General features: G+C 52.8%; 27 protein-coding genes and 1 tRNA gene. 6 read left to right on the top strand and 22 right to left on the bottom strand.

Translation table 11 applies throughout. The annotated features are described in order from the left end of the window. Window positions 1–7 precede the first annotated feature (7 nt). From I4V53_RS12455 to I4V53_RS14235, 3 genes are all read right to left on the bottom strand, one after another. Window positions 8–2641, bottom strand: a complete 2634-nt coding sequence (locus tag I4V53_RS12455) for a hybrid sensor histidine kinase/response regulator (protein WP_195986021.1) — start codon at window positions 2639–2641, stop codon at window positions 8–10. Window positions 2642–2718: 77 nt separating this feature from the next. Beyond that, window positions 2719–2928, bottom strand: coding sequence for a response regulator (locus I4V53_RS14230; protein WP_195986022.1), 210 nt, complete (start codon window positions 2926–2928; stop codon window positions 2719–2721). After that, a complete protein-coding gene (locus tag I4V53_RS14235; protein WP_195986023.1) occupies window positions 2916–3101 on the bottom strand; it encodes a response regulator in 186 nt (61 codons plus the stop codon). The genes I4V53_RS14230 and I4V53_RS14235 overlap by 13 nt, the downstream gene beginning before the upstream one ends. Before the next feature lie 193 nt (window positions 3102–3294). Here I4V53_RS14235 and I4V53_RS12470 point away from each other — a divergent pair, with 193 nt between their 5' ends. Next, window positions 3295–4794, top strand: a complete 1500-nt coding sequence (locus tag I4V53_RS12470) for a GntR family transcriptional regulator (protein ID WP_195986024.1) — start codon at window positions 3295–3297, stop codon at window positions 4792–4794. A 127-nt stretch (window positions 4795–4921) separates the two neighbouring features. Here the strand turns inward: I4V53_RS12470 and I4V53_RS14240 are convergent, their stop codons facing one another. From I4V53_RS14240 to I4V53_RS12555, 17 genes are all read right to left on the bottom strand, one after another. Next, window positions 4922–5548, bottom strand: coding sequence for a hypothetical protein (locus tag I4V53_RS14240; RefSeq protein WP_353616522.1), 627 nt, complete (start codon window positions 5546–5548; stop codon window positions 4922–4924). Continuing rightward, window positions 5526–5711 carry a DUF4241 domain-containing protein gene (locus tag I4V53_RS12480; protein WP_195986025.1) on the bottom strand — a complete coding sequence of 62 codons (186 nt, stop codon included), beginning with the start codon at window positions 5709–5711 and terminating at the stop codon, window positions 5526–5528. Before I4V53_RS12480 ends, I4V53_RS14240 begins: the two co-directional genes overlap by 23 nt. Before the next feature lie 130 nt (window positions 5712–5841). Then, window positions 5842–6210: a hypothetical protein gene (locus I4V53_RS12485; protein ID WP_286167150.1), complete on the bottom strand. Its 369-nt coding sequence runs from the start codon at window positions 6208–6210 to the stop codon at window positions 5842–5844. A gap of 446 nt (window positions 6211–6656) precedes the next feature. Further along, complete coding sequence (locus I4V53_RS12490) at window positions 6657–7322, bottom strand: ABC transporter ATP-binding protein (RefSeq protein WP_195986026.1); 666 nt, start codon at window positions 7320–7322, stop codon at window positions 6657–6659. A 10-nt stretch (window positions 7323–7332) separates the two neighbouring features. After that, a complete protein-coding gene (locus I4V53_RS12495) occupies window positions 7333–8718 on the bottom strand; it encodes an ABC transporter permease (protein WP_195986027.1) in 1386 nt (461 codons plus the stop codon). Between the two features lie 79 nt (window positions 8719–8797). After that, entirely contained in the window at window positions 8798–9883 is a 1086-nt protein-coding gene (locus I4V53_RS12500) for a sensor histidine kinase (protein WP_195986028.1), read from the bottom strand. Then, window positions 9865–10542: a response regulator transcription factor gene (locus tag I4V53_RS12505; RefSeq protein ID WP_195986029.1), complete on the bottom strand. Its 678-nt coding sequence runs from the start codon at window positions 10540–10542 to the stop codon at window positions 9865–9867. The genes I4V53_RS12500 and I4V53_RS12505 overlap by 19 nt, the downstream gene beginning before the upstream one ends. A gap of 354 nt (window positions 10543–10896) precedes the next feature. Continuing rightward, a tRNA-Leu gene (locus I4V53_RS12510) sits at window positions 10897–10983 on the bottom strand. A gap of 256 nt (window positions 10984–11239) precedes the next feature. Further along, window positions 11240–12034: an RnfABCDGE type electron transport complex subunit B gene (locus I4V53_RS12515; protein WP_195986030.1), complete on the bottom strand. Its 795-nt coding sequence runs from the start codon at window positions 12032–12034 to the stop codon at window positions 11240–11242. A gap of 15 nt (window positions 12035–12049) precedes the next feature. After that, window positions 12050–12658: an electron transport complex protein RnfA gene (locus I4V53_RS12520; protein ID WP_207747913.1), complete on the bottom strand. Its 609-nt coding sequence runs from the start codon at window positions 12656–12658 to the stop codon at window positions 12050–12052. Further along, window positions 12655–13344 carry an electron transport complex subunit RsxE gene (gene rsxE / locus I4V53_RS12525; RefSeq protein WP_502709372.1) on the bottom strand — a complete coding sequence of 230 codons (690 nt, stop codon included), beginning with the start codon at window positions 13342–13344 and terminating at the stop codon, window positions 12655–12657. Before rsxE ends, I4V53_RS12520 begins: the two co-directional genes overlap by 4 nt. After that, window positions 13341–13919: an RnfABCDGE type electron transport complex subunit G gene (locus I4V53_RS12530; RefSeq protein WP_195986032.1), complete on the bottom strand. Its 579-nt coding sequence runs from the start codon at window positions 13917–13919 to the stop codon at window positions 13341–13343. Before I4V53_RS12530 ends, rsxE begins: the two co-directional genes overlap by 4 nt. After that, a complete protein-coding gene (locus I4V53_RS12535; protein WP_195986033.1) occupies window positions 13916–14881 on the bottom strand; it encodes an RnfABCDGE type electron transport complex subunit D in 966 nt (321 codons plus the stop codon). The genes I4V53_RS12530 and I4V53_RS12535 overlap by 4 nt, the downstream gene beginning before the upstream one ends. Further along, window positions 14881–16224 (bottom strand): electron transport complex subunit RsxC, encoded by a 1344-nt coding sequence (rsxC, locus tag I4V53_RS12540; RefSeq protein ID WP_195986034.1) that lies wholly within the window; start codon window positions 16222–16224, stop codon window positions 14881–14883. The genes I4V53_RS12535 and rsxC overlap by 1 nt, the downstream gene beginning before the upstream one ends. Before the next feature lie 57 nt (window positions 16225–16281). After that, the gene (locus tag I4V53_RS12545; RefSeq protein ID WP_195986035.1) at window positions 16282–16827 is read right to left on the bottom strand and encodes a Gx transporter family protein; all 546 of its coding nucleotides are present in this window, start codon (window positions 16825–16827) and stop codon (window positions 16282–16284) included. Beyond that, window positions 16824–17249, bottom strand: a complete 426-nt coding sequence (locus I4V53_RS12550; RefSeq protein WP_195986036.1) for a NusG domain II-containing protein — start codon at window positions 17247–17249, stop codon at window positions 16824–16826. The genes I4V53_RS12545 and I4V53_RS12550 overlap by 4 nt, the downstream gene beginning before the upstream one ends. After that, a complete protein-coding gene (locus I4V53_RS12555) occupies window positions 17246–18301 on the bottom strand; it encodes an FAD:protein FMN transferase (protein WP_195986037.1) in 1056 nt (351 codons plus the stop codon). The genes I4V53_RS12550 and I4V53_RS12555 overlap by 4 nt, the downstream gene beginning before the upstream one ends. Window positions 18302–18607: 306 nt before the next feature. Between I4V53_RS12555 and I4V53_RS12560 the strand changes: the two genes are divergently transcribed. The 5 genes from I4V53_RS12560 (at window position 18608) to I4V53_RS12580 (ending at window position 22424) form a co-directional block, all read left to right on the top strand. Beyond that, window positions 18608–19108, top strand: a complete 501-nt coding sequence (locus tag I4V53_RS12560) for a YbaK/EbsC family protein (protein WP_195986038.1) — start codon at window positions 18608–18610, stop codon at window positions 19106–19108. After that, the gene (trmB, locus tag I4V53_RS12565) at window positions 19092–19766 is read left to right on the top strand and encodes a tRNA (guanosine(46)-N7)-methyltransferase TrmB (RefSeq protein ID WP_195986039.1); all 675 of its coding nucleotides are present in this window, start codon (window positions 19092–19094) and stop codon (window positions 19764–19766) included. The genes I4V53_RS12560 and trmB overlap by 17 nt, the downstream gene beginning before the upstream one ends. A gap of 124 nt (window positions 19767–19890) precedes the next feature. Beyond that, window positions 19891–20895: a methionine ABC transporter ATP-binding protein gene (locus I4V53_RS12570; RefSeq protein ID WP_195986063.1), complete on the top strand. Its 1005-nt coding sequence runs from the start codon at window positions 19891–19893 to the stop codon at window positions 20893–20895. Next, window positions 20885–21544: a methionine ABC transporter permease gene (locus I4V53_RS12575; protein ID WP_195986040.1), complete on the top strand. Its 660-nt coding sequence runs from the start codon at window positions 20885–20887 to the stop codon at window positions 21542–21544. Before I4V53_RS12570 ends, I4V53_RS12575 begins: the two co-directional genes overlap by 11 nt. 40 nt (window positions 21545–21584) lie before the next feature. Then, the gene (locus I4V53_RS12580; RefSeq protein WP_195986041.1) at window positions 21585–22424 is read left to right on the top strand and encodes a MetQ/NlpA family ABC transporter substrate-binding protein; all 840 of its coding nucleotides are present in this window, start codon (window positions 21585–21587) and stop codon (window positions 22422–22424) included. 74 nt (window positions 22425–22498) lie between these two features. On the opposite strand, the gene srtB is transcribed toward I4V53_RS12580, so the two are convergent. Next, complete coding sequence (srtB, locus tag I4V53_RS12585) at window positions 22499–23368, bottom strand: class B sortase (RefSeq protein WP_195986042.1); 870 nt, start codon at window positions 23366–23368, stop codon at window positions 22499–22501. 32 nt (window positions 23369–23400) lie between these two features. After that, on the bottom strand, window positions 23401–24612 hold the full coding sequence (locus I4V53_RS12590) for an AfsR/SARP family transcriptional regulator (protein WP_195986043.1): 1212 nt from the start codon (window positions 24610–24612) through the stop codon (window positions 23401–23403). Window positions 24613–24729: the final 117 nt, after the last annotated feature.

The raw sequence follows: 24729 nt of genomic DNA on the forward strand, positions 1-24729 counted from the left end.
CGTCCGTTTATTCGTGACCACCCCTGCGGATACAATCCGCAAGCGTTTTGCAAAGCTGCGCCACATCCAGCGGCTTGCTGACGTGGGCGTTCATCCCCGAAGCCAGTGCTGCGGAAATATCGTCGCTGAACGCATTTGCCGTTGTGGCGATGATGGGGATGGTATGGGCCAGGGGGTGCTTTGACGCACGAATACACCTGGTGGCCTCATGTCCGTCCATGACTGGCATCTGTACATCCATCAAAATGGCGTCGTAGTCTCCCGGCTTGGAGGCAAGGAAGGCGTCCAGCGCCTGCTGGCCGTCTTCCACACAGTCCACGGTAGCCCCGCTCATGCGCAGCAGCGTCGCCGCGATCTCCTCATTGAGGGCGTTGTCCTCTGCCATCAGCAGGTGGAAGCCCTCCAGAGGCTTGCCGTCAGGTTTTTGTTTTCCGGTATCGGCCGGCTGTCCCTTGTGCTCCAGCGCTGCCCTGATCGTGGCATAGACGGAGGAGCGGTAAAGGGGTTTGGGAAGGAAACCGTTGACGCCCGCAGCCCGGGCCTCCTTCTCCACTTCGGAAATATCGTAGGCTGAGATCATCACGATGGGGACGTCGTCTCCCACCTCCCGGCGGATGCGGCGGGTCACCTCTACGCCATCCATATCGGGCATCTTCCAGTCAATGAGGCACAGGTCGATGTCCCGCCCCGCCCTATGTGTCTTCTTCACCAGTTCCACGCCCTCGGCGCCGGACAGGCGCCATTCCGCGCCGATCTTGATCTTTTCCAGCAGAACGGCCGTCTGTTCGCAGACCTGCTGCTCGTCGTCCACAATCAGAGCCCGAAGCCTCTGCTGTGCAAAATCAGGCTCCGGTATGCTGTTCTCTTTCCCCTTTTGGAACGGCAGGTCCACGATACAGGTGGTACCCACGTTGGGTTCGCTCTCGATCTGGATCTGGCCGCCCATCAGCGCAACCAGGTTTTTCGTAATGGACATGCCAAGTCCCGTGCCGCCAAAGCGTTTCGAGATGGAGGCGTCCGCCTGTTCAAAGGGCTGGAAGATGCGTTCCGCGGCCTCCTTCGTCATGCCGATCCCGGTATCGGAGAGAATAAAACGGAGAACGTCGGTGGTGTTTCCGATCTTATGCCTGGAAACATTCAGGCGGATGCTGCCGCCCGGCGCGGTGAACTTCACCGCATTGGAGCTGAGGTTCAAAAGAATCTGGTTGAGCCGCAGGGAGTCGCCGATAAAGACGGTATCCTCTCCAAAGCCCTCCATGGTTTCCCTGAATTCAATTTCCTTTCCCTTGGCCTGGGCATAAACGGTGGAGACAAACCCGTTGACGACCTCAAAAATGTCAAAGGACTCGTTTTGCAGCACCATCTTGCTGCTCTCAATTTTGGACATATCCAGCACGTCGTTGATCAGCATCAGCAGGTGCTTGGAGGAGAAGGTGATCTTCGCCAGGCAGTCCTCCACTCTGGCGGGGTCCTTGACGGAAGCGGCCGCAATCGTGGTCATGCCGATGATGGCGTTAAGCGGCGTGCGGATCTCATGGCTCATACGGGACAGGAACTCGCTTTTGGCCATATTGGCACGCTCTGCGGTCAGCATGGCTTCCTGCAGGACCTGACGGGACCGGACCTCCTCGGTGCGGTCGGAAAACACGGTGATAAGCTGCGGAGTGGTGATATCTTCCACCCGGTAGACCCGGATCAGCATCCAGCGTTTTTCCTTGTTGGGTTTGGTATACTCTACCAGCTTTTCAAGGGGTGAGGCGGTCAGGGGATCGCCGACCCGCTCCCGGAAGTCCTGCGTGTCCTCCTCACTCAGGCCCTGATAGAGGTTTTCCACATCCGTCATCTGAATCCCCAATATCCGCTCCACATTTAGCCCGCGGTAGCTGATGGTCCCGGTGTTGGCGTCCCGGATGATGAACGCGTCGTCGATGCTCAGCGACAAGTTGTCAAACAGCTTGCTGCGGTAAACAAGCTCCTTCCTCTGGTGGTGCAGGACAAACTGGGAGACCAGCAACACGGCCACCATCAGGCCCATCAGTACAATAGAAGCGATCAGATTGGATTGCCGCAGCGCATTCGCCGTCTCTCCATAGCCCACCTTTTTCGCCTGGGCGGTGTTGATTATTTCTTCCGTCTGATGAAGCGCCTCGTCATAGAGCGGCTGCAGATGTTTCTGCGCGTAAGCCTCAATATCCTCCGCCGTAGTATCCGGCCGGGCGCAGAAGTCCAGATAATCCGCCTGTTCCGTCTGCAAAAGTGCCAGCGTATCCTTTAATGCCTGCACGTCTTCCGCGTCGCCCAAATACAGCTTCTCAATTTGGGCCACCGGGGTATCCAGCAGACGATCCAACTCCTCCAGGCTGACCCTAGCAAAGTCCACATCGTCGACACTGGAGTAGCGCTCCAGCCGCCCGGTTCGAAGGCTCATTTCAGAGACGTAGAGCTTCACATCCCCAGCGGAGATCACCACCTCAAAGGGATGGTCCGAAATGATCTCCGTCTGCGCCGCCAGACTGGCGGAGTTATTGATGGTCATAGCCAGATAGCAGAGCATCAGCAGGATGAGGATCACCGTACTGATGACGCTCAACCGCTGGCTCCGGATCACGGACCGCTCTTTTTCTTTCACAGTTTTTTGCATCACTTTTAACTCCTCGTTTTCCGGCCGGGCGCTTGCCTTCTTAAATCTTTGCCACCCAAACATTTTTTCATCGGCTTTTATGGCTCCAAAACCTTGCTGAGTGTTGCTTTCCGCACGGCCATGCCAATGGGCTTGGCCACGTGGGCGGTCATACCCGCATCCGCGGCGGTCCGGACGTCCTCCGCAAAGGCGTTGGCCGTAAGCGCAATGATGGGAATGGTTTTTGCATCGGGCCGCGCCAAGGCGCGGATGGCGCGGGACGCCTCATATCCATTCATAACTGGCATAACGATATCCAGCAGGATGAGGGGAAAATCCCCCGTATACTGCCGCAGGCAAGGGCCTTCTGTCCGTTTTCCGCTTCCACAACGTCGTAATCCGGCCTCAATATCTCACACAGAAGGCTGCGGTTGAGCGCGTTGTCCTCCACTACCAGAATCTTCTTTTTCGCGGTCATCACACTTTGACACCCCTTTTGTCTCTCATGCGGCAAGTATTAATTGTTCAGATACATATTTATCAATAAGTATAGCAAATAGAAAGGGAAATAGCAACCTTGCGTCGAAAATGAGAAGGTTGTAGAAATCCAGCCCGAAAAATGCTATACTACACTTATCATAAGTCGGATTCCCAGGAAAAATGGAGGGCCTGTTTTGGAAAACGGAACGGAATTACACAAGGTTATCTACAATGTTTTTCTGACCCAGATACAATTTGGCGCCTACCGCTTCGGGGAAAAGCTCCCCACCATGGAGGAGACCAGCGCACGGCTTCATGTATCGATCGATACCGTCCGTACCGCGTACCTGAAGCTCAAGGAGGATGGCTATATTTCTCTTTCCAAAAACGTAGGCGCCACGGTAAAAGTGAGCTATGATGATCGGGAGACAGAACGGTTTATCCAGACATTCTTTTCCATGCGCAAAAACGCGATGATCGACCTGGCAAACTCCATGGGTCCTCTGTTTGGCAATGCCCAGTGGATCGGTCTGAAACATGCTTCCACAGAAACGATGCAGGCGATGGAATCGCTTTTAGGGGAAGAGGTTACTTCGGCGCCTTATGCGATGCTGGAGCACCTCAACCAGAAATACTGCTCCCTTGGAAATTCTCTTCTCATGCGCCTCGTCTGGCAAACCTTCATGTTTTTACATGATCCCTTTTTCAGCATAAAAGAGAATTTGCGGTATTTCGATCAATCCGCCGACTATCTGCCGGAGGTTCTGACCCTTTGCCGGAACGGAGACTGGCCCGCGCTGCGCGTTACGGCGGATCAAATGATGGAGCGATTATCCTTGGCCCTCAGCCAGTTCTATGCGTCCAGAATCACCATGACTTCCCAGGAATACGAAACCACCTTTGCCTGGAGTTCCTACAAAAAAAGCCAACTTTGTTATACCTTCGCCATGGAGCTTCTGATCGCAATCAATCGGGGGGTATATCCGGCCGGAAGCCTGCTTCCTTCCCAAAAGGAGCTTGCAAAGCAGAAAGGCGTTTCCCTGAGCACAGTCCGTAGGGCGCTTGAGCTTCTTGGCAGCATCGGCGCCATCAAGGCCGCCAAATATGTAGGTACACAAATCCTGCCGTTTGACAAAGCCACTGAGAACAGCGATTTTACCAAGCCTGTTCTCCAACGCCGGCTTTTGAATATGGTGGAAGGGCTGCAGGTATTCGCCCTGTCCTGCAGGGAAGTATCCCTGCAGACATTTTCTTCACTTGATGCCGCTTCTGTCGATAAGCTGTGCAAAGCACTAAAAAAACATAAACAATGGCGGCGCGGCGAGACCCTGTCCTATTTTGTACTGGATCTGATAGCAAAACACGCTCCCTATCAGACGATACGAATCGTTTACTCTGAGCTGCTGCTGCAGAACTTTTGGGGCTATTCGCTCCGGGGCATGAAGGGAAGCCAAGAGGCCATCAACGCCATCTATGATCCCTATTATGACGAGTTCATCGAAACTCTGGAAAAAACGGATTTCCCCCGGTTCTCCGCCAAGCTGGAGGAGCTGATGCTCTATGAACTTCACAGCAATGTGAATATTTTATCCCGGCTCAGGATTCCGGAAACAGAAAACATTTTGATTCCTGACAAGAGCAGCTTCCGTACCGACGAAGGAAGACTGCCGCCGGACCGCTGCGTATGCTCCTGAGTGGGGAAAAGCGGTACGGAAAGTATAGCTGCCGTTATGAAGATACCGGCCTTAAAAAAGCTGGGAGATGAAAAACGTCTCCCAGCTTTTGCTGTCCTGTATTAACTGCCGGAGGCGCTCTGATTAATCACACAGGTTGGCGGTCAGATAGAAGCTGCTGTCTTCGGCGAAAGCCAGAGCGGTTCCCTCGGCGGAGTCCGATTTCACAAGGGCGAGGATGTCCAGGACCCCCATCCACGCCAAAGCCGGAATAGGGGACCGGGGCGCTCACGCCGGTGACGTCAGAGCAGTAGACGGCGTTGGTCTGGTAATTTGTAATCAGATAGAGCAGGTAGTTATCGCCGTCCTTCCGGACTGCGGCGCCGTTGGTCCCAACTTTTCCAATAGCTGAAATCGGGGTGAGGGAGAGCTCTTTGCCGGTTTCGGCGTCCAGAACGGCCAGTTGGACCTCGCCCTCCTGCTCCCAGATGGTGACGCCTACATAGACATAGCCGCGGCCGTCCACGGCCACTCCCTTGCAGAAGCCGGGCTGGCTGTATCCCTGGTTCTGATAATACCAGACGTCCTCCCCGGTCTGCGCGTCGGTACGCATATCCCGGCCATCCACCCGGGTAAGGCCTTCGGGGACACTGCGGATCAGCGCGTCCCTTTCCTGGTCTTTTTTCGCCAGCTTGTATTCCGTGCTGTACATATCGTGGGACAGCTCCAGCCGCGCCCGGCGGCCTTCCCAGTTAATGACCCGGGTTTTGATCATAAAGGTCCGCTTCAAAACCGGATTGGAACAAGGGAATATGGTATTCCGTGCCGGGGATGCTCCAGTTCAGCCAATCGCCGCCACTACGCTGAAACTCCGGGTGGACCTTGTAATTTTCGGCAAACAGGGCGGCAAAGTAATCGTCATACTGATTAGGGAGCATGGCCCGATGTCCATCACTACCAGCTGTTTGCCAGCGATCTCGGATAATTCAAAATATGTATTTAAATCCACAGGACAAACGGTCTTTTCTTTCACCTGTTTGTATAAGTCAAACCATCCTCAAATGTGAACTAGTTGGTTTTACCTTCTCCCCGAATTTTCATATTTTTCCGTTCTTCCAGTTCTTCAATCTGCCTCATTAAACAGTCCGAAAAAGTCCCATCGATCGGTGTAACTTCTCCTGTCATATAATAGTCGAGAAGTACAATTTTACTGTTATTATCAAAACAGAATATTTTATCGCCATTCCCTACAATGGACAAGAACGGAATAAAATCGGTAAAACCCTCATTGTGCAACTCTTTCGTTTTTACACGAATATCAAGAAACTCAGGTATTTCATTGGCAATTCCATAGACTATAATTCCACGGCAAAATGACCAAAACGAGCCCACATCATACTGTTTAGCCCGTGGCCATCTTTCTTCTCGCACTTCCATATAAAGTCCGCCTAACAGGGACATGGTAAATTTCCTAAAATCAGCAGGAAGATTTATTTCATATTGATTTGCAGAGCAAAAAGAACACCGCTGACACGGTTTCTCATTGCTTACCAGATTCAGTAACAGAAAAAGATCCTAAACCCGCCAAACGGGCTTAGGATCCTTTACAAAATGAGAAGCGTTGACAAAAAAGATACCCAGTAAAAATTGAATCCATCATCTACTAACATAAAATTAGGTGTTCAATTCCTCGATCAAACGATTTGTAATGCCTGTTCGATTGAATTATTAAAATTGTAGTCATAACCATCAGATAAGGGGGTTTGATTCGTTCTTATAGAGGTCTGCTACAGACAAGCATCCAATGACGCATTGCTAAAACAAGAGACCGAGATTTGGAATCTCCAAGTTTTTGGTTCCAAGTCTCGACCTCTATTGATACATTACTTTACAAAAACCAGCCTTCCGGCATTGAGCCCCCACAGCTCATCGCCGCAGTTGGCAACAGCTTTAGAATGAGTGACCACAATGACGCATTTGTTTTCTTCGTGGGCCAGTCTCTGTAAAATGTCCAGAATCGTCGCTTCCGTGTCACTGTCCAGATTGCCGGTCGGTTCGTCTGCAATAATAACGGGAGGATTATGAGAGATCGCCCGGGCAATGCCCACCCGCTGCTGTTCGCCTCCGGAGAGCTTGAGGATTTTGCGGTCGGCTAGCTCCCGGCTGATTCCTACGCTTTCCAGCAGACTATAGGCGGTTTCCTTTTTGTTTTTCTTTTTTATGCCGGATATGTTTATGGACAGCACGATATTTTCAACAGCCGTTGCATTGGTAAGCAGGTTGTACCCCTGAAAGACGACGCCGATGCTTTTCGCGCGGTATTCGTCCCGGTCAAGCGCCTTCATGTCCTGTCCCTGATAAGAAATCGTACCCTCCGTACACAGATCAAGCCCGGAAAGCAATGAGAGCACCGTGCTTTTACCCGCGCCGGATTTTCCCATAATCATGTATAGAGTGCCGGCTTCAAAGGATGCATCAATTTCTTTGAGTATCTTTTTTGTGGTTTCCGCATACTGGTAGGATACTTTATCTAAATTCAAAACGCTCATATTATGCACCTCAATCTCTTTCCGACAGAATTTTCATGGGCTCGTATTTCGTGATGAAGACAATGCCCGCAACGCTGGACACGCCCGCAAGCAACAGGGCAATCAGGGAAATTTCAGCAACTGCTGTTCCTGTCAAATGGATTTCCACCTCAGAAAGCGGTTTTTTCGCTTCTTCACCCAAGTCTACCCAATCTCCTGCTTCCTGGTGCTTTTGATCTGCAGACGTTATCTGGCTTTCCATTAAGGCATTGGCAACCGGCGGAGCTGTAAGCGCTCCGATACCAAGTCCCAAAATTAGGCAGGCGGCTGTAATTACCACCATTTCGAAGAGAATCCCCAACAAAACTTTGCCTTTTTTCATACCCATGGCACGCAGCACGCCCACCTCATATTTTCGTTCCCTGATAGACATGGTGGACAGCATGATGAGAATGACGGAACCCAACACCAGCACCACAATCATAAAAATCATCGTGATATTTTGCATCCCTTCCATAGGTTCCACAATCCGATTATAGGTGTTCTCGTTTGCAGTCACCTTGTAATAATCCGGCATCCCTTTATCACGAAGCTCCTTCTGGAACGCTTCCAGCTGATCCGGATCTTTCAAATAATACGTGGCCCGGATATTGACTAACTGATCACCGGAGCCGCTGAGCTCATTGATTTTCATGGAGGTAAAAATATCCAGCGTGGTAATGAGTTCGTTGCTGCGGTTTGTCATGGCGCCGATCGTGTGCTGTTCCGGGAGGTTATCCTCATAAATGCCGCAGACGGTCAGGGGTTCGGTAACGGGTGTCTCCGTATCGTAGGGGGACGAAATCTTTTTGATCGTGATGGCAGAGCCTATTTCCAAGTTGTTAAGCTTTGCCAGCTCCTGGCTGATAATCACCTCACCCGTGCCGGACGCCATCTTTCCCTCCACGATTTTTCGCACACCCTGGCTGAATTCCTCGTCGATTTCGGGGTCGGAAAACCCTTTCAGCAAAGCATTGGGTCTCGCTGACGGCTTCGGTGACTGTCCTCCCTGTCCATTTCTATCTGTTTCCGCCCCTTCCATGTCGCCCTCGCCCACTCCTTTGATATTGGTCATGAAAAGGGAATGGGTGGCGACAAACACTTTCTTTTGTAAAAGCTCGGATTCTCCAAACCGGAGATGCTCTTCGGCAGTTATTTGCCGGGGATTATCCACGCCTTTCAACTTCTCTGAGTCATAATAAATAAACACTTCTGCCCCGAATTTGGATTTATAATCGTTGATAACGGCTTTCGTCGTACTGTTTATGATAATGGAAATCACCGTAGTCAGGATGATGACGAAAAGGATAATCGCTAATAGAATATTTCTGCCCCTGTTCCGAGCAATATTTTTGAGCGCGTTGTGTAGAATGTACATGTTGTTTGCTCCTTTCTGTTTCTTGATAGGAACAGTATAGCAAACCAAATGTTAAGTGAATGCTCAGTTCAAAAACATTTTAACCGACACATGGAAAAGAAAGATAGAAAGTGGACCCTTTTCCCAACTCGCTTTCTACCGCCGCATAACCGCCGCAGAGATCGCACACATGGGAAACCAGGCTAAGTCCGATTCCGTAGCCGTCTTTTTTGAGGGGGCTGACGCGGTACCAATGGTCAAATATTTTCCTTTGTTCCTCTTCACAAATCCCAATGCCGTGGTCGCTTACACTTATAATCACGCAATTGTGCCGGTTTTTGACCGTAACCTCCACCGGCCCGCCCTGCCCGTATTTCAATGCGTTATCCAAAAGATTGCTGACAGCGCGGGCAATCCAGCGTTCTTTCCCCATAATGGCGGGTTCGACGTCTTCGTCATAGTCAAAGGTGACAGCTTTCGATACATTCCGGTAAAGGTCGCAGACCTCTGCGCATACTAAGATTACATTTACTTCCGTCTTCTCAGCGAAATTCTCATTTTCGCTGAGGGTAAGGACATCATCAATACTGTCTGTTACATGGTCTAGGCATTCCAGGTCGTGTTTGTTTTGACGCAGTTCCAGGTTTTGCCGCAAAATGGCAATCGTGTTTTTCTGTTCATGGGATAAATAGTGATACAGGCGCTTAAAGTCTTCCATATGAGCTGCGGTTTTCTCTCGGATTGTCCGGAGCGACTCTGAAAACTCCGGCTGATCCCCTATGGAATCGCCGATATCTGCTACCTGTCCAAGACGTTGCGCGATCTGTCTCACGGTGTGAGTGTGAAACCGTTTTAGCACCACCCAAAGCAGGAACGAAGACAAAACAACAAACACACTGAAGCCGATTGAAATAGGCAACAGCCGGGATTGAAGAACCGGAGAAAACTGTTCATAAATATACGAGACGGGCGCGATTTTTCCGAAGTCTAAAGAGGAGAGGCTTTGCTTGTAGGCGTAAATTGATTCCTGTTGAGTCAATAAATACACGTTCTTGCTGGAGATAGGGGTAGCGGGCATCTCCTGGTAGGAATACCGAAGCCAAAGGACGGCGGCGAGGAATACCGCTGACACCAAAATAGCATAACAGAGAACGATCAAACCGATTTTCAGATTAACTCGACGCATAGCTGATACCCCTTTCCCCGAATATTTTGCAGGAGCGGTTTTCCACTGGCCTGCGTCAGCTCTTTCCGCAGCATAGTCAAGTGGACGCGCAAAACGGAAGAGCTCGGGTCCAGCCGTTCATCGTAAATGTGTTCGGCAATTTCTTCCATGGACACGACCGCTGGATGCCGCATAGCCAGATATTCCAAAATGTCAAATTCCTTGGCAGCAAGAACAACAGGCGTTCCGTTATATTCAACTGTACGTGAGGCAGGATTGACCGTCAGAGCGCCCACGCAGAGGCGCGGATTGGTGCGTCCATGAAAGCGGCGGACGACAGCCTGTATCCGCGCCCGCAGTTCGAGAAGCTGAAAAGGCTTTGTGATGTAATCGTCCGCGCCTAAATCAAGGCCCAAGGCGCGTTCTTTGATTTCATCCCTTGCGGTGATGATCAGCACGGGGACCGCCACGTCCGACTCCCGCAAAAAGCGCAGGATTTCCAGCCCGTCCCTGTCTGGCAGGTTGAGATCCAGCAGTACGGCGTCATAACTGCCGGCATAGGCTTTTTCTTCGCCCTCCAGACCGGCATATGCGGTATCCACTTGAAAGCCTGCTTTTTCAAGACCTATCTTCATGGAATCACAGAGTTCCATATTGTCTTCTATAATTAAAAGTCTCATTTATCTTTTCTTCCTTTTACAACATAATACTGTATTTAATATACAATAACGTGGTTATACGGGTTCAATATGTTATAGGATACAGAGGCTACATGATTAAAACAAAAAGCTCCAAATCCCCATAAATTGTGGAGCCTTGGAGCTAAGAAGGTAACCTTTTATAGCGTTAATCACTATTTATTTAAATATAGCACATAATCCGAACCCATCGCCAACAGGTACAATCTGTCGGCGATGGGTTCGGATTATGTGTGTTTGAGAAACATTGACAAAAAAGATACCCGTTTTCAGCGCGAGCGCTTCACTCCGAGCAAAAGAAAAGAGTCCGAACGCGAATCGCGTCCAGACTCAGTCTGGTGCCGGTGGTGGGACTCGAACCCACACACCCTTGCGGATAACAGATTTTGAGTCTGTCTCGTCTGCCAATTCCGACACACCGGCAAATTTGGCTTCTCTCAAAAATATGGCAGACTACTCATTCCGCTGATTTTGGAGAAGCCCAAAGAAACGCATAAGCATTAAATTCGTGATAAGCCGGGGATAAATCATCGTTGAAACTTGAGTCCCTTACGTCTGCCAATTCCATCACACTGGCGAAGGAACTGCAAATTATTATACAATAAACTCCACCAAAAAGCAACTGGTTTTTTAAAAAAGCATGCGCCAACTTTGCTATTTCAATCAGAACCGCACGATATCACATTTCCATCATGGTAATACAATGGCGCGGGCACGCTTCCGCACATCTGCCGCAGCCAATGCACTTTTCCGGGTCCACTGTTGCATTAAAGTGGTCCACCTTGATTGCTCCCACCTCGCAGGACTTCTGGCATTTCATGCAGCCGATGCAGCCAACCTTACAAATTTTGTTGGTCATCGCACCGCGGTCACAGTTGCCACAGAGCACTACCGCCTGCTTCTTTGTGGGAACCAGCGTAATCAACCCTTTCGGACAGGCCTTTACGCACGTGGAACAGCCCTTACAGCGGGACGGTTCAATATGCGCCATGCCGTTGCAAATGTCGATCGCGCCGTACTGGCAGGCACGCAGGCAATCGCCCAATCCCATGCAGCCATAGCGGCAGCTGGAAATACCGCCCGCCAGTTGTGCCGCAGCCGAACAGCTCTGTATGCCTTCATATTCCATTTTATCGGTCGTGTTATCATAACTGCCCAGGCAGTTGACCACCGCAACCTTCGCTTCCACGCCAGCGTCCGCAAGGCCAAGATACCCAGATACCGCTTTGGATACCGCCGCGCCGCCCGGCGCGCACAGACCAACCGGCGCTTCTCCATGCGCCAGCGCCTTTGCATAGCCGGAGCAGCCCGAATAGCCGCAGGCGCCGCAGTTGGCGCCCGGCAGCATCTCCGCGATTGCTTCCGCCTTTTCATCCTTTGGTACCGCCATCACAATTGAGGCAATTGCCAAGCCAAGGCCCGCAATCAGGCCGATACCCGCCACAATCAACACGGGAAATAAAATTTCATTCATGTTCTTTCCCTCCCATTAACCCAGAAGGCCGTCGACAAGACCCTGGAACCCTAGGAAGGACACCGCCACAAGGGACGCCGCAATCAGGGTAATGGGCAGGCCTTTGAGAAATTCCGGAATATCGTTTGTCTCCAGGCGCTCACGCACACCGGCAAACAACACCATCGCCACCAGGAAGCCGATACCGGAACCAAATGCATTGACCAGCGACTGCAAATAACCGAAGGTCGGATCCGCCGCGCCTTTTTCAATCACCAGCATGGTTACGCCCAAAACAGCGCAGTTAGTGGTAATCAGCGGCAGGTAAATCCCCAACGCATTGTAGAGCGGCGGCATAAATTTGCGCAGAGCGATTTCGATCAGCTGCACCAGCGCCGCGATGATCAGGATAAACACGATGGTCTGCAGATATTCCAGACTATTGGGAACCAGAACGTAGGTATAGATCGGCCAGGTGACCGCCGTCGCGATCACCATGACGAAGGTAACCGCCACGCTCATCCCGGTCGCCGTATTCAGCTTTTTGGAAACGCCGAGAAACGGACAGATGCCAAGGAACTTATTCAATACATAGTTTTCCGTCAGAATGGCCGCCAAAAAGATGGCTACAAGGCTTTTGATCATTTTTCAGCAGCCTCCTTTTCCTTGATTTTTGAACAGCTTGCCGCAAGCGGACAGCCCTGGCAGCCCAGCTCGGCTTTCCGGCCGCCCTCGCCTGCCATCTTGTTTGCGATGGCAATCAGAATTCCAAACACAAAGAAGCCGCCGGGAGGCAGAATAAATACAATAATCGGATCGATGATCCCCGCTGTGATGGGAAATCCAAACAGGGTTCCCGCGCCAAAGAATTCGCGGATCATTCCCATGACCAGCAGCGTCGCCGTAAAGCCGACGCCCATGCCAAGCCCGTCCACGATGGAGGGCAGAATTTTATTCTTACTCGCAAACATCTCCGCGCGGCCAAGAATAATGCAGTTTACCACAATCAGCGGCAGGAAGATGCCCAGCGCCGTATCAAGCTCCGGGGAATACGCTTTGACCAGCATCTGTACCACGGAGACAAAGCCCGCGATTACCGTGATGAAGGCCGGGATGCGGACCTTATCCGGAATGACCTTGCGGAGCAGGGAAATCACCGCATTGGAACAAACCAACACAAAAGTGGTCGCAAGACCCATGCCGATGGCGTTGCTCGCGGAGGTGCTGACCGCCAGCGTCGCACAGCAGCCCAGCACAAGACGAAGCACCGGGTTTTCTTTAATGATGCCCTTGGTAAATTCTTTTAAAAGCGATCTTTTTTCCATCCTCATGCACCGCCTTTCACTGTCTGATACAGAGCGACGGCGCTGTTCACCGCATCCGTCACGCCCTGGCTGGTAATCGTCGCGCCGGTCATCGCCATAATTTCGCCGTCCTGTTTTTCGCCGGATTTAATCACGGAGAACTGGCCGGATTCCGGGATCGCCTGATGGTACTGCGCGCGAAAATCCTCTTTCTGCGCGTTCATACCGAGGCCGGGCGTGTCATTGATGCTCAGGAGCTCCACGCCGGTGACCGCACCGTCCGCCTGGATACCGGTCATCACCTGGATCTGACCGCCATAGGAGCTGGCGGTCGTCGTAAAGACGTAGCCGGCGATTTCCCCGCCGTTTTTCCCGATGTAGTAGCTGACCTCTTCTCCCTCTGCGCCGGTTGCTTTCGCCTCTTCAAATTCCGTCACACCGGGCAGCACCAGCTCGCGGGAGGTTCTGGCCGCCTCCTGTTTCTGCCGCTCAATCTGATCTTTGGTCAGCAGATTGGTTCCCGCCAGAAGCGCGGTTACCACCAAACAGATCACCGTCAGCATCACAGCAGGGCGGATAATTTCTTTTGGATTCAGTTTCATCCCTGCGCGCCCTCCTTCTTTTCCTTTTTCACGCCGAAGGGCCGCGGGCGCGTCATCCGCTCAATCAGCGGCACCAGAATATTCATAATAATAATGGAGAAAGACACGCCTTCCGGCAGTGAACCAAACATACGGATCAGCATGGTCAGGACGCCGCAGCCAACAGCAAACACGATTCGTCCTTTAAAATTGATCGGGGAGGTCGTGTAATCGGTCGCCATAAAAATCGCGCCGAGCAGCAGGCCTCCGGACAGCAGGTCCAGAATTACATCGCGACCCGCAACCAGGGAGATCACGGAAACCGTGCCGAGATAGCACAGCGGAATGACCGGGCTGATGACTTTGCGGGCCACCAGATAAATGCCGCCCAAGAGCAGGGCGACCGCACAGGTTTCACCCAGGCAGCCCGCACGGGCGCCCAGCAGCATATCGAGATGGCTGGGAATCTGGTCCACCGCGCCCTGCTTGAGCAAACCGAGCGGGGAAGCCGTCGTGACCGCGTCCGGATGGGCGCTGCGGTACCAGAAGGGCACCACCCAATTGCTCATCTTCGCCGGGAAGGACGCCATCAGCACAATGCGCGCCGTCAGCGCCGGGTTCACAAAGTTCTGGCCGATGCCGCCGAACATCTGCTTGACCACCACAATGGCAACCACGCTGCCGAATACGGCAATCACCGGGCTGATCGTCACCGGCAGGTTGAACGCCAACAGCAGACCCGTCACGACGGCGCTCAGGTCGAGAATGGTATTGTCGCGCTTCATCACCTTGCGGGAAAGAAACTCACACAGCACACAGGATACCACACAGGTCAAGATCAGAAGCAGCGCCTGCAATCCAAAGATAAAGCAGGAGGCAATCGCCGCCGGAATCAGGGCGATGATCACATCCAGCATGATTTTCTGCGTGGTCGTCCCGCTTTTTAAATGCGGGGACGCCGATACAATCAACTTCGTATCCATTACTTCTTCCCTCCTGCGTTTCGGATCAATGCCTTGCCGAGACGGACAGCCTGTACCAGCGGACGGCCCGCCGGGCAGTTATACGCGCAGGTGCCGCATTCCATACAGTCCATGATGCTGTATTCCTGCAGCTCCTCCACCATCTTTTTCTCCGCATACTTTTCCAGCATGGTCGGCACCAGCTTCATCGGGCACCCGCTGACGCAGCGTCCACAGCGGATACAGGCGGTTGGCTCAAGACTACGCGCCTCTTTTTCATCCAGGCAGATGATGCCGTTGTTTTGCTTAATGATGGGCAGGCTGTCGTCCGTGATGGCGATGCCCATCATCGGACCGCCCATCAGGACCTTCTTGGGAGGGACTTTATAGCCGCCGCAGAAGCGGATCACCTCTTCAATCGGCGTGCCGATCGGCACAATGACATTCTTGGGGTACTGCACGGCGGAGCCGTCGATCGTCACGCGCTTTTTGACCAGCGGCATGCCGGTTTTCAGATAATCCGCCAAAAACGCGACAGACGTGATATTCATAACCACGCAGCCGACGTCCGCCGGGAGCTTGCCCATGGGCACTTCCCGGTCTGTGCAGGACTTAATGAGAACCTTCTCCGCGCCCTGCGGGTAACTGGCCTTCAGCGGGAGGACCCGCACATGGTTTTCCGGATCTCTCTTGTCGTCATAGGCGATTTTGTTCAGCGTTTCGATGACGTCGGGTTTGTTGTTTTCGACCGCGATGATTACGCGTTCAATACCCAGCATCTCCTTCACCGCGTAAACGCCGGAAAGCACTGCCCAAGAATTTTCAATGGCTTCCCGATGGTCAGCCGTTATGTAGGGTTCGCACTCCGCGGCGTTGATGATCAGCGTATCGATATTCTTATCCTTTGGCACGTTCAGCTTGACGTGCGCCGGAAAGCCCGCGCCGCCCAAACCGACCAGACCGGATTCCCGGACCGCCTGGATAAACTCTTCCTTCGTATTGACCTCCGGCGGCTTGACCTCCGGCGAGACCGTCATTTCCCCATCGGAATCAATGACCAGAGCATCCACATACTGCCCGCCGGAAAGCATCACCTGCTTCACGGCGCTCACCTTGCCGGAAACACTGGCATGAATCGGCGCACTGACAAACGCGGTGCTGTCCGCGATCTTCTGCCCCACCTGCACAAGGTCGCCCACCTTGACCGTCGGCACACACGGCGCACCCAAATGCTGCTGCATCGGGATCAGCACCTGCGCGGGAGGCGGCATGACGGCGGATTCCATCTGCGCCGTGTTCTTTCTGTGCGGCACGTGCGCGCCGCCGTGCGAATGAAATGGCTTTTCCGGAAACGTTAATTCCATTATTTTCCCTCCATTTTTTCAGAGTTCCTTTATTAAATAGTAAACGGCAAACGCCCGTTAAAAACCGGCGCCCTCATTGCCGGGACCCAATCTATCCAAAAACGGCATAACCGCACGGAGCACCAGACCCGTTAAAATGCCGGAGACTACGCCAAAGACGATCAGCCAGGGAATATACCACGCAACAGCGGGCGTTGTCAGCAGCGCCGCCACACAGAGCTGCGCCGCATTGTGGGAAAGCGCCCCCGCGACGCCCAGCCCCACCATGCCGAAGGGTTCCCCCTTTTTATGTAACAGGAGCCACATCACCAGCGTACTGAGCACGCCGCCGGAAAGGCTCATCAGCATGGCTGTCACCCCGCGGGTCATTCCCGCAAACAGGCCTTTGATTACCGCGATGCACAGCGCAGGTCCCAGCCCCACCGCACCGGCCGCATACATGGTCGCCAAATTTGAAATGCCGAGCTTTGCCCCGGGAGGCAGCACGGGAATCGGCGGCAGCATGCCTTCCAGCGCGGAGAGCGCCAGCGCCAGCGCCGCCAGCAGCCCGTTAAACGCCACGAAGCGGGTACTGCGGGAAAGATTCAGCCTGTCTTTTTTCATGGCCCCTTCCCCCATTGCACCGCACCGGTATACGCGTCAAAGGCCTGTTCGCCGCCCGCCGCTTCCAGACGGACGGAAACCCGCGCAGGCAGGCAAACCGCCGCCTGGCCCGCGCGGGTCAGCTTCCCGGCACGCACACAGACCTGGTCAGGACAATCGGAATGCTGAAACGCGACCGCCCCCGGTTCCACCGCAAGCGTCACACGGTACGGACCGCCCAAATCAAGAATTTCCTCCTGTGTCTGTTGCTCCAGATCAATCCGGTACAATACGTTCCCTTCCTGCTCCACAACCGCAACCAGTCCCCGCGACGGCTGCAGCTGGAACCACGCAAACGCCGCAGCAGCCAGCAGAACAGCACAGACGATTAAAACCAAATCCTGCTTCCGGAAGGTACGCACCGTTTCCCTGCGCCCGCTCATTCTGCCAACGCGTATGCGTCCGATCCCATCTGGAACGCATCCTTCAGATTTTCTGTAACGGTCACGCGGTGATCCTGGTCGATGAACACGCCGCCCGCCCCGTATTCCTCCAACAGCGCTCTGCCCTGTTCCAATCCCAGGACAAAGGCCGCTGTGGAGAGCGCGTCGCTCATCGCGCCGTTTTGATACACTACCGTTACAGAAACCAGGCCGTTGTCCGCCGGATACCCGGTTTTGGGATCCAGCAAGTGATGATAGGTACGCCCATCCTCTTCAAAGGTTTTTTCATACGATCCGGAGGTGGATACAAAGCCCTCTTCCAAATCCAGCGTACCCATTTCAACCGCCTGATCGGCCCCGCTGTCCGGGTCCCGAATCGCGAGCCGCCAGACGCCGCCGCCGGGCTTTGTCCCGTATAGGCCGATACTGCCGCCCACCGCCGCCACGCCGGCTTTTGCGCCGGCCTCCTGATAGGCCCGCACCATCTGGTCGCAGGCGGCGCCCTTTCCGATGGCGCCGAGATCAACCGCCGCGCCGCGAATTTTAATTGACGCTTTCGATTGTTCCGTATCTACGCGGACATTGCGGTAATCCACAAACAGCAGGAACCGCTGCAGCTCCGCGTCGCCGGGAAAATGCTGGTTTTCCCCACCAAAATCCCAGAGGGAGCTGATCGGCAGGATGGTCGGTTCAAATGCGCCGTTGGAGCGCTCCGCAACATCCAGGGCGTCCTGCAAAATCGACGCCGTTTCCGGCGCAATGTCGATCCAGTCCGTACCGGCGGCAGCGTTTAAGCGTGCGACATCGGAGCTTTCCACACGCCAGGAAATCCTGTTCTCCAGTTCCTGCACCACACCGTTTGCCTTTTGTGCGGCCTGCTCGCCGTTTTCTCCGTACACCGTCTGCTGCACATAGGTCCCCATCGCAAACGACGTGCTGGTAAACGGTTTCTCCTGCAGAGCACTCGTTTGATTCCATAAAAACACCAGCGCTGCGATGATCAAAAGCAGAACAACCATCAGGCCGGACGCGACTTTTTTACTTTTATCCATGTATGCCTCCATTGTGATCAAACCGGCTGCCTCAATTGCTTTCCTAGTATAGCACAACTGTTATCCCATCGCAAATTAAACGGGCATTTTTTGTCCGAATTTTTAACTTTTTGGTCGCATTTGGGCGGCTGATCTATTTCACAAAATCTCAACCAGAAAGCGTAAATCCGGAAAAAACTTTTTGTTGCAATACACAAAATATTCTGCAAGTATTTTTCATTCTCCTTTCGTATGGTATACTTAAATTTAATATCCGTCATATTCGGTAAAACACCGGCTTTTTCAGCCGGTTTGGGAGGAAGAAACATGTCGATTGAAGCAGTCAAGGAATACCTGCGGCCGTTTGGCGTTGCGGACCGTGTACAGGAATTCGACGTCTCCAGCGCTACAGTGGAGCTGGCCGCACAGGCAGTGGGCGTAGAACCCGCCCGCATCGCCAAAACCATCTCTTTGAAAGCGGACGAAGGCTGCATCCTGGTGGTCGCCGCCGGTGATGCAAAAATAGATAACAGCAAATTCAAAGCGGAGTTTCATATGAAAGCAAAGATGCTCTCCGCCGACGAGGTGCTTCCGCTGACCGGCTATCCGGTGGGCGGCGTATGCCCCTTCGGCAATCCGGCTACGGCAAAGGTCTACTGCGACGAATCTCTGCGGCGCTTTTCTACGGTATTTCCCGCCTGCGGCACCGCGAACTCCGCCATTGAACTGTCCTGTGAAGAATTGGAGCACTGCTCCCACAGCCTGAAATGGGTGGACGTCTGCAAAAACTGGGAAGCAGGAGGAACACAGCATGCGGATGCGCAATAAGCCCTGGGCCACACCAGAGCTGAACGCCTGCCCGTTTTTTGTGCGTCAGGCCGAGCCGGTCGCGGGCAAATGGCAGGACTGGTTTGCTCATAAAGAGCCCATCCATCTGGAGCTGGGCTGCGGCAAGGGGTGGTACATCGCGGGGCTTGCTCCGCAAAACCCGGCGATCAATTACATCGGCGTCGATCTCAAGGACGTCGTGCTCGCCCCCGCCAAGCGGATTATTGAAGCCGCTTATGCGGAAGCCGGACGCCCTGTGGATAACGTTGCCCTGACCGCTCACAATGTCGAGCAAATCTGCAACATTATTAAGCCGGAGGACAATGTGCAGCGCGTCTGTATCAATTTTTGCAATCCATGGCCGCGCGCCAAACACCACAAGCGCCGCCTGACGCATCCGCGCCAGCTGAACAGTTACCGGCAGTTTTTGCAGCCGGAGGGGGAACTTTGGTTCAAAACGGACGACGACGCGCTGTTTGCGGACACGCTGGAGTATCTGGAAGAGGGCGGCTTTACCCTGGTCCGCCGGACAGACGACCTGCACGCCGCTCCGGGCTTTTTCACGCAGGACGCCCCCACAGAGCACGAGCGGATGTTTACGGAAAAAGGCATTCCGATCAAGGCGCTTGTGGCGCGCATGTGTGAAAAGAATTCTTGACAAGCATGCAAAAGAAAGCTATAATTCCCAGTAAATTAATTAGATTTATTTTGCGGCAGGACCGTTTATTCTTTCGACTATACTATTATAGAAAAAGGAGGGCGCAGATGTGGCTGAAAAACCTATGATCCAGATACGGTCACTCAGTAAAACCTTTCAAACCAAAAATGCGGAAGTGCACGCCCTGCGGAATATCGATCTCCAGATCGAAAAGGGAGATATTTTTGGCATTATCGGCATGAGCGGCGCCGGTAAGAGCACGCTGGTGCGCTGCATGAACATGCTGGAAAAACCCACAGAAGGCTCTGTCCTCCTGGACGGTTTGGACCTTGCCAAGCTGAGCGACGCGCAGCTGCGACAGGCGCGCCATTCCATCGGCATGATTTTCCAGCAGTTTAATCTGTTGATGCAGCGGACGGCGGAGGGAAATATCCGCTTCCCCCTGGAAATTTCCGGCGTGGATAAAGATACGGCAAAAAAGCGCGCAAAAGAACTGCTGGATCTGGTTGGCCTGACCGATAAGGCAGATGCCTATCCGTCCCAGCTGTCCGGCGGGCAGAAGCAGCGCATCGCCATTGCGCGGGCGCTTGCCACCAATCCGAAGGTTCTGCTCTGCGACGAGGCAACCTCCGCGCTGGACCCGAACACCACCTCTTCCATTCTGGCGCTGCTCAAGGATATTAACAGACGTCTGGGCATCACCATTGTCATTATTACGCATGAAATGAGCGTGATAGAAGAGATTTGCAACCGTGTGGCGATCATCAGCGACAGCCGGATCGCTGAATCCGGCAGCGTGGCAGAGATTTTTTCTCATCCGAAAACGGAAGCGGCGCAGCGTCTGGTCTTCCCGGAGGGAAAGCATACGACGGAACATTTTACCGGCAGGCGCTCGGTGCGCATCGTGTTCGACGGCACTTCGTCCTTTGAGCCGGTCATTGCCAATATGGTACTGGCATTTCAGTCTCCTGTGAACATCATGTTTGCAGATACCAAAAATATAGAAGGCAAGGCGTTTGGGCAAATGGTGCTCCAACTGCCGGAAAACCAGATGCTTGCAGATAAAATGATGTCCTACCTGGACAGCCGCGGTTTAACGGTGGAGGAGGTGAGCGGAAATGTGGGATGAAGCCATGCTTTGGATGCTGCTGCAGGGCATTGGTGAAACCCTGTATATGACCCTGGTCTCCACATTGTTCGCTTACGTGATCGGACTGCCGCTCGGCATCGCTCTGGTCGTATTTGCAAAGGACGGGATCCGCCCGCATCCGGTGCTGTACAAGATATTGGACGTCATTGTGAACCTCACACGTTCCATTCCCTTTATTATTTTGTTGATGGCAATTATCCCGTTCACTCGCTGGGTCGTCGGCACCACGCTCGGTTCCACTGCGGCGATCGTGCCGCTGACGCTCTCCGCGACGCCGTTTGTGGCCCGCTTGGTGGAAAGCTCCATCCAGGAGGTGGACATCGGCGTCATTGAAGCCTCCCAGTCGATGGGTGCGTCCACTCTGCAGATCATCTGGAAGGTCATGCTGCCGGAGGCCCGGCCTTCCCTGATTGTCAACTGCGCGATTGCCTCCGTCACGATTCTCGGCTATACGGCCATGGCGGGCATCGTCGGCGCGGGCGGACTGGGCGACATCGCCATCCGATTCGGCTACTACCGTTATGAGGACGAAGTGATGTTCGTCACTGTTGTGCTCATTATTGTAGTCGTGCAAATCCTGCAGGGTATTATTATGAATATCGCCAAGCATTCCGACCGGCGCAAATAAGCTTAATGGTCTGTTTTAGACCAACGAAAGGATGATCTTTATGAAAAAAATCATTGCGTTTTTATTGACAGCCGTTCTCTCTGTTTCCTTATTGGCAGGATGCCAGCAGGAGGGCAACACTGCCTCCGGCGGCGCGGCCGCGGGCGGAGAAAACAAGGTAATCACCGTCGGCGCGTCCCCGGCTCCGCATGCAGAAATCCTGAAAATTGCCGGCGAGGTCCTGAAGGACGAGGGCTACGAACTGAAAATCATTGAATTTTCCGATTATGTGCAGCCTAATCTGGCGCTGCAGGACGGCAATCTGGACGCCAACTATTTTCAGCACAAACCCTATCTGGACGACTTCAACGTAGAGAATAAGACCGATCTGGTTTCCATCGGGGCCATTCACTACGAGCCGTTCGGCGTATACGCGGGTAAAACCGCTTCTTTGGCGGATCTCGCAGACGGCGCGACCATTGCCGTTCCGAACGACACCACCAACGAGGCCCGCGCGCTGCTGCTCCTGCAGGATCAGGGATTGATTAAAGTAAAGGATGACGCCGGTCTGGCTGCCACACCGAAGGATATTGCAGAGAATCCGAAGAACCTCAAGTTCAAGGAAATTGAAGCGGCACAGCTGGTCCGTGCGCTTCCCGACGTCGACGTCGCCGTTATCAACGGCAACTATGCAATCGACGGCGGCTTGAAGGTCAGCGACGCACTGGCCGTGGAAGCCAGCGATTCCGTCGCCGCAGCCACCTATGCAAATGTCGTCGCCATCCGCAAAGGCGATGAAAACCGCGAGGATCTCAAAGCGCTGCTCAATGCCCTGAAGAGCGACAAGGTTCGCCAGTACATCAATGACACCTACGAAGGCGCGGTCCTTCCGGCTGAATAAACCTGCGCCGTGTAAAAAGTAAAAAAGTCCGGGAAGCGAACAGGCTTCCCGGACTTTTTTGTTTTATGATGTATTCAGGTTCCATACTTTTGTATCCAGCAGTCCGGATATACCGGATGCGGGTTGTACGCCGCACGATCCAACGCCACCGTCGGTTCCTCCCCATCGCGCACGCGCCGCGCCATCACCACTGTGCGGAATTCCTCAAACTCATAGGAACAGGTGGAAAGCGTCAATATCTGGTCTTCCGTATCCACATCCACTGGAATACTTAAAAGAGAGCGGCTTTTGGCCTGCTCCAGAAAATCCGCATATGCGCTTTCCTCATCAAACGCCGGCTGCGTATAGAGGAAAAGCTCCCCCTGCTCCGGCAATGTATTAATCCTGAAAACGGAAAAAACCTTCCACTTGCCCGCTTTGCCCTCTATATCGAAATCTATCACCGGGGCGCTCTTATAAAAATCCAGGTCGGTATACTGCAGAATCGCCGCAAACATCTGCCCGTCCGTCATATTGTGTCCATACAACGTAAGATTGGGCGTTTCTTCCGGCGGTGTACAGCGCGCATCCAGGAAAACACAGCCATATTTGGAATACTTTTTATCATACCCGCGCCGCAGATAATACTCCGGGCTTTGCAGGCCGGACTGCATCACCGGATAGTCCACGACGGTGTTGGGGATTTTGATCCACCCAATCACATCGCTGTTCTTCTCTTTCAGCGCGGCGTATCCATTTTCCTTCTGCTCCTCTTCCGCATCCGGTAGAACGGCTTTGCCCGGCACGCCGGAAGGTGTCTCCGCGTGATAGTACATCTCCTGCACTGATTCAATTGCACCGCGGTTTTGATTGGGAAGAATCAGCAGCTCATACGCTATAAAACCTGTGGAAAGCAAAAAAACACAGAGTGCGGCGGCAAAGATTCTCTTACGCATCTTTCTCATATACACGCCTCCACTCTGTATCTTTTGACGGATCAATCCTGACGCAAACTGACCACCTGTTCCGTCAGGTGAATTTCTTTCCTGCGGTACCTGCTTTCAAAAACGGAATGAATCCGCTCCGAAATGATCTGCGCGTTATCTTTGCTGGTAACTGCCAATCCCAAAATAAACTGAGACGGACTGAACCTTGCGACAATATCGTTTTTACGTAGGGTATCCAGAATGCAGTCCTTCAGGATTTCCATCACATTCTTTAACTTTTCCAACGGCGGGCACTCTCCATTTTTGTCAACCACCGTGAGCAAAACCAGAATTTCTTCCCGGCCGCTGCGTTCCTGCATACGCATCTGCACACGGCAAATTTCCCGGAAGACAGGGAATTCACAAAAGAACGCCCGGTTCCCATCGCCATCCGATTTCAACAGCTCCCGTTTGATTTCAAATAAATCCGTTTCTACACTATGGATTCCCTTCAAAATCTCATCGTACACCATACGGATGGAGTTAGAAAGCCCAACACCCAATTCCCGGTTAAAGGATTCCGCCATACTCTCATAATGTACCAGTGCTTTTGCGTTTTGATCCGTGCTGACATAGGCTTTCAACAAAACGCGGTGAATGTCTTCCTGAAACGGACAGTGCTGAATCGCCTGCTCACAGACCGGGATAATCAGGTTATACATTTCCGTCTCATTATATAAACGGCACAGACGCAGAACACAATTGACATAAAGACTTTCATAATAGCCGCGTTTTGAAAAGATCCATTCTTCCTCCGCCAGATTCGGAAGAAACTCTCCGCGGTAGAGGGAAATGGCCTGCGCATAGCGTGCGATGCGGCTTTCCAACGTCTCGGAATCATCGCGGCCGTAATTCGACAGCAGCACCATCGTATCCGTATCCAGTTCGCAGGGTATATCTGTATTCCAGGCATATGCACCTTGCGCATACCGGATATATTCTGTGTCCTCATCGCCATTTAAATCTTCCAAAAGCATTCTCGCGCGGTATACCAGATTTTTCAAAGAATTTGCCGGATCGATGCACTCGTCGCCATTTCGCCACAAAAGCTCAATCAATTGATTCTGGGAAAGATATTTACCGCGCTCCGTCAGCAAAATACCGATCAACAGCCATATTTTCTTAGAACGATTTCCCTTTTTGACAATCTCGCTGCTTCCCCGGCGAATCGAGAATTCTCCCAACATGTGGATATATAGTTTTTCATGATCCTGTCGTTCCATAGCCCTCACCTTTCTTTGTCCCATATCCCCAGCTGGAATCTCCGCCTACTCCATTTAGCAGGCACACGGGTATATTTATTTTATTTTATCACAAACGACTTAAAACATCAATTCAAA

This window comes from Clostridium sp. D33t1_170424_F3 (assembly GCF_015667585.1).
In the GTDB taxonomy this organism is placed as follows: Bacteria; Bacillota; Clostridia; order Oscillospirales; family Acutalibacteraceae; genus Anaeromassilibacillus.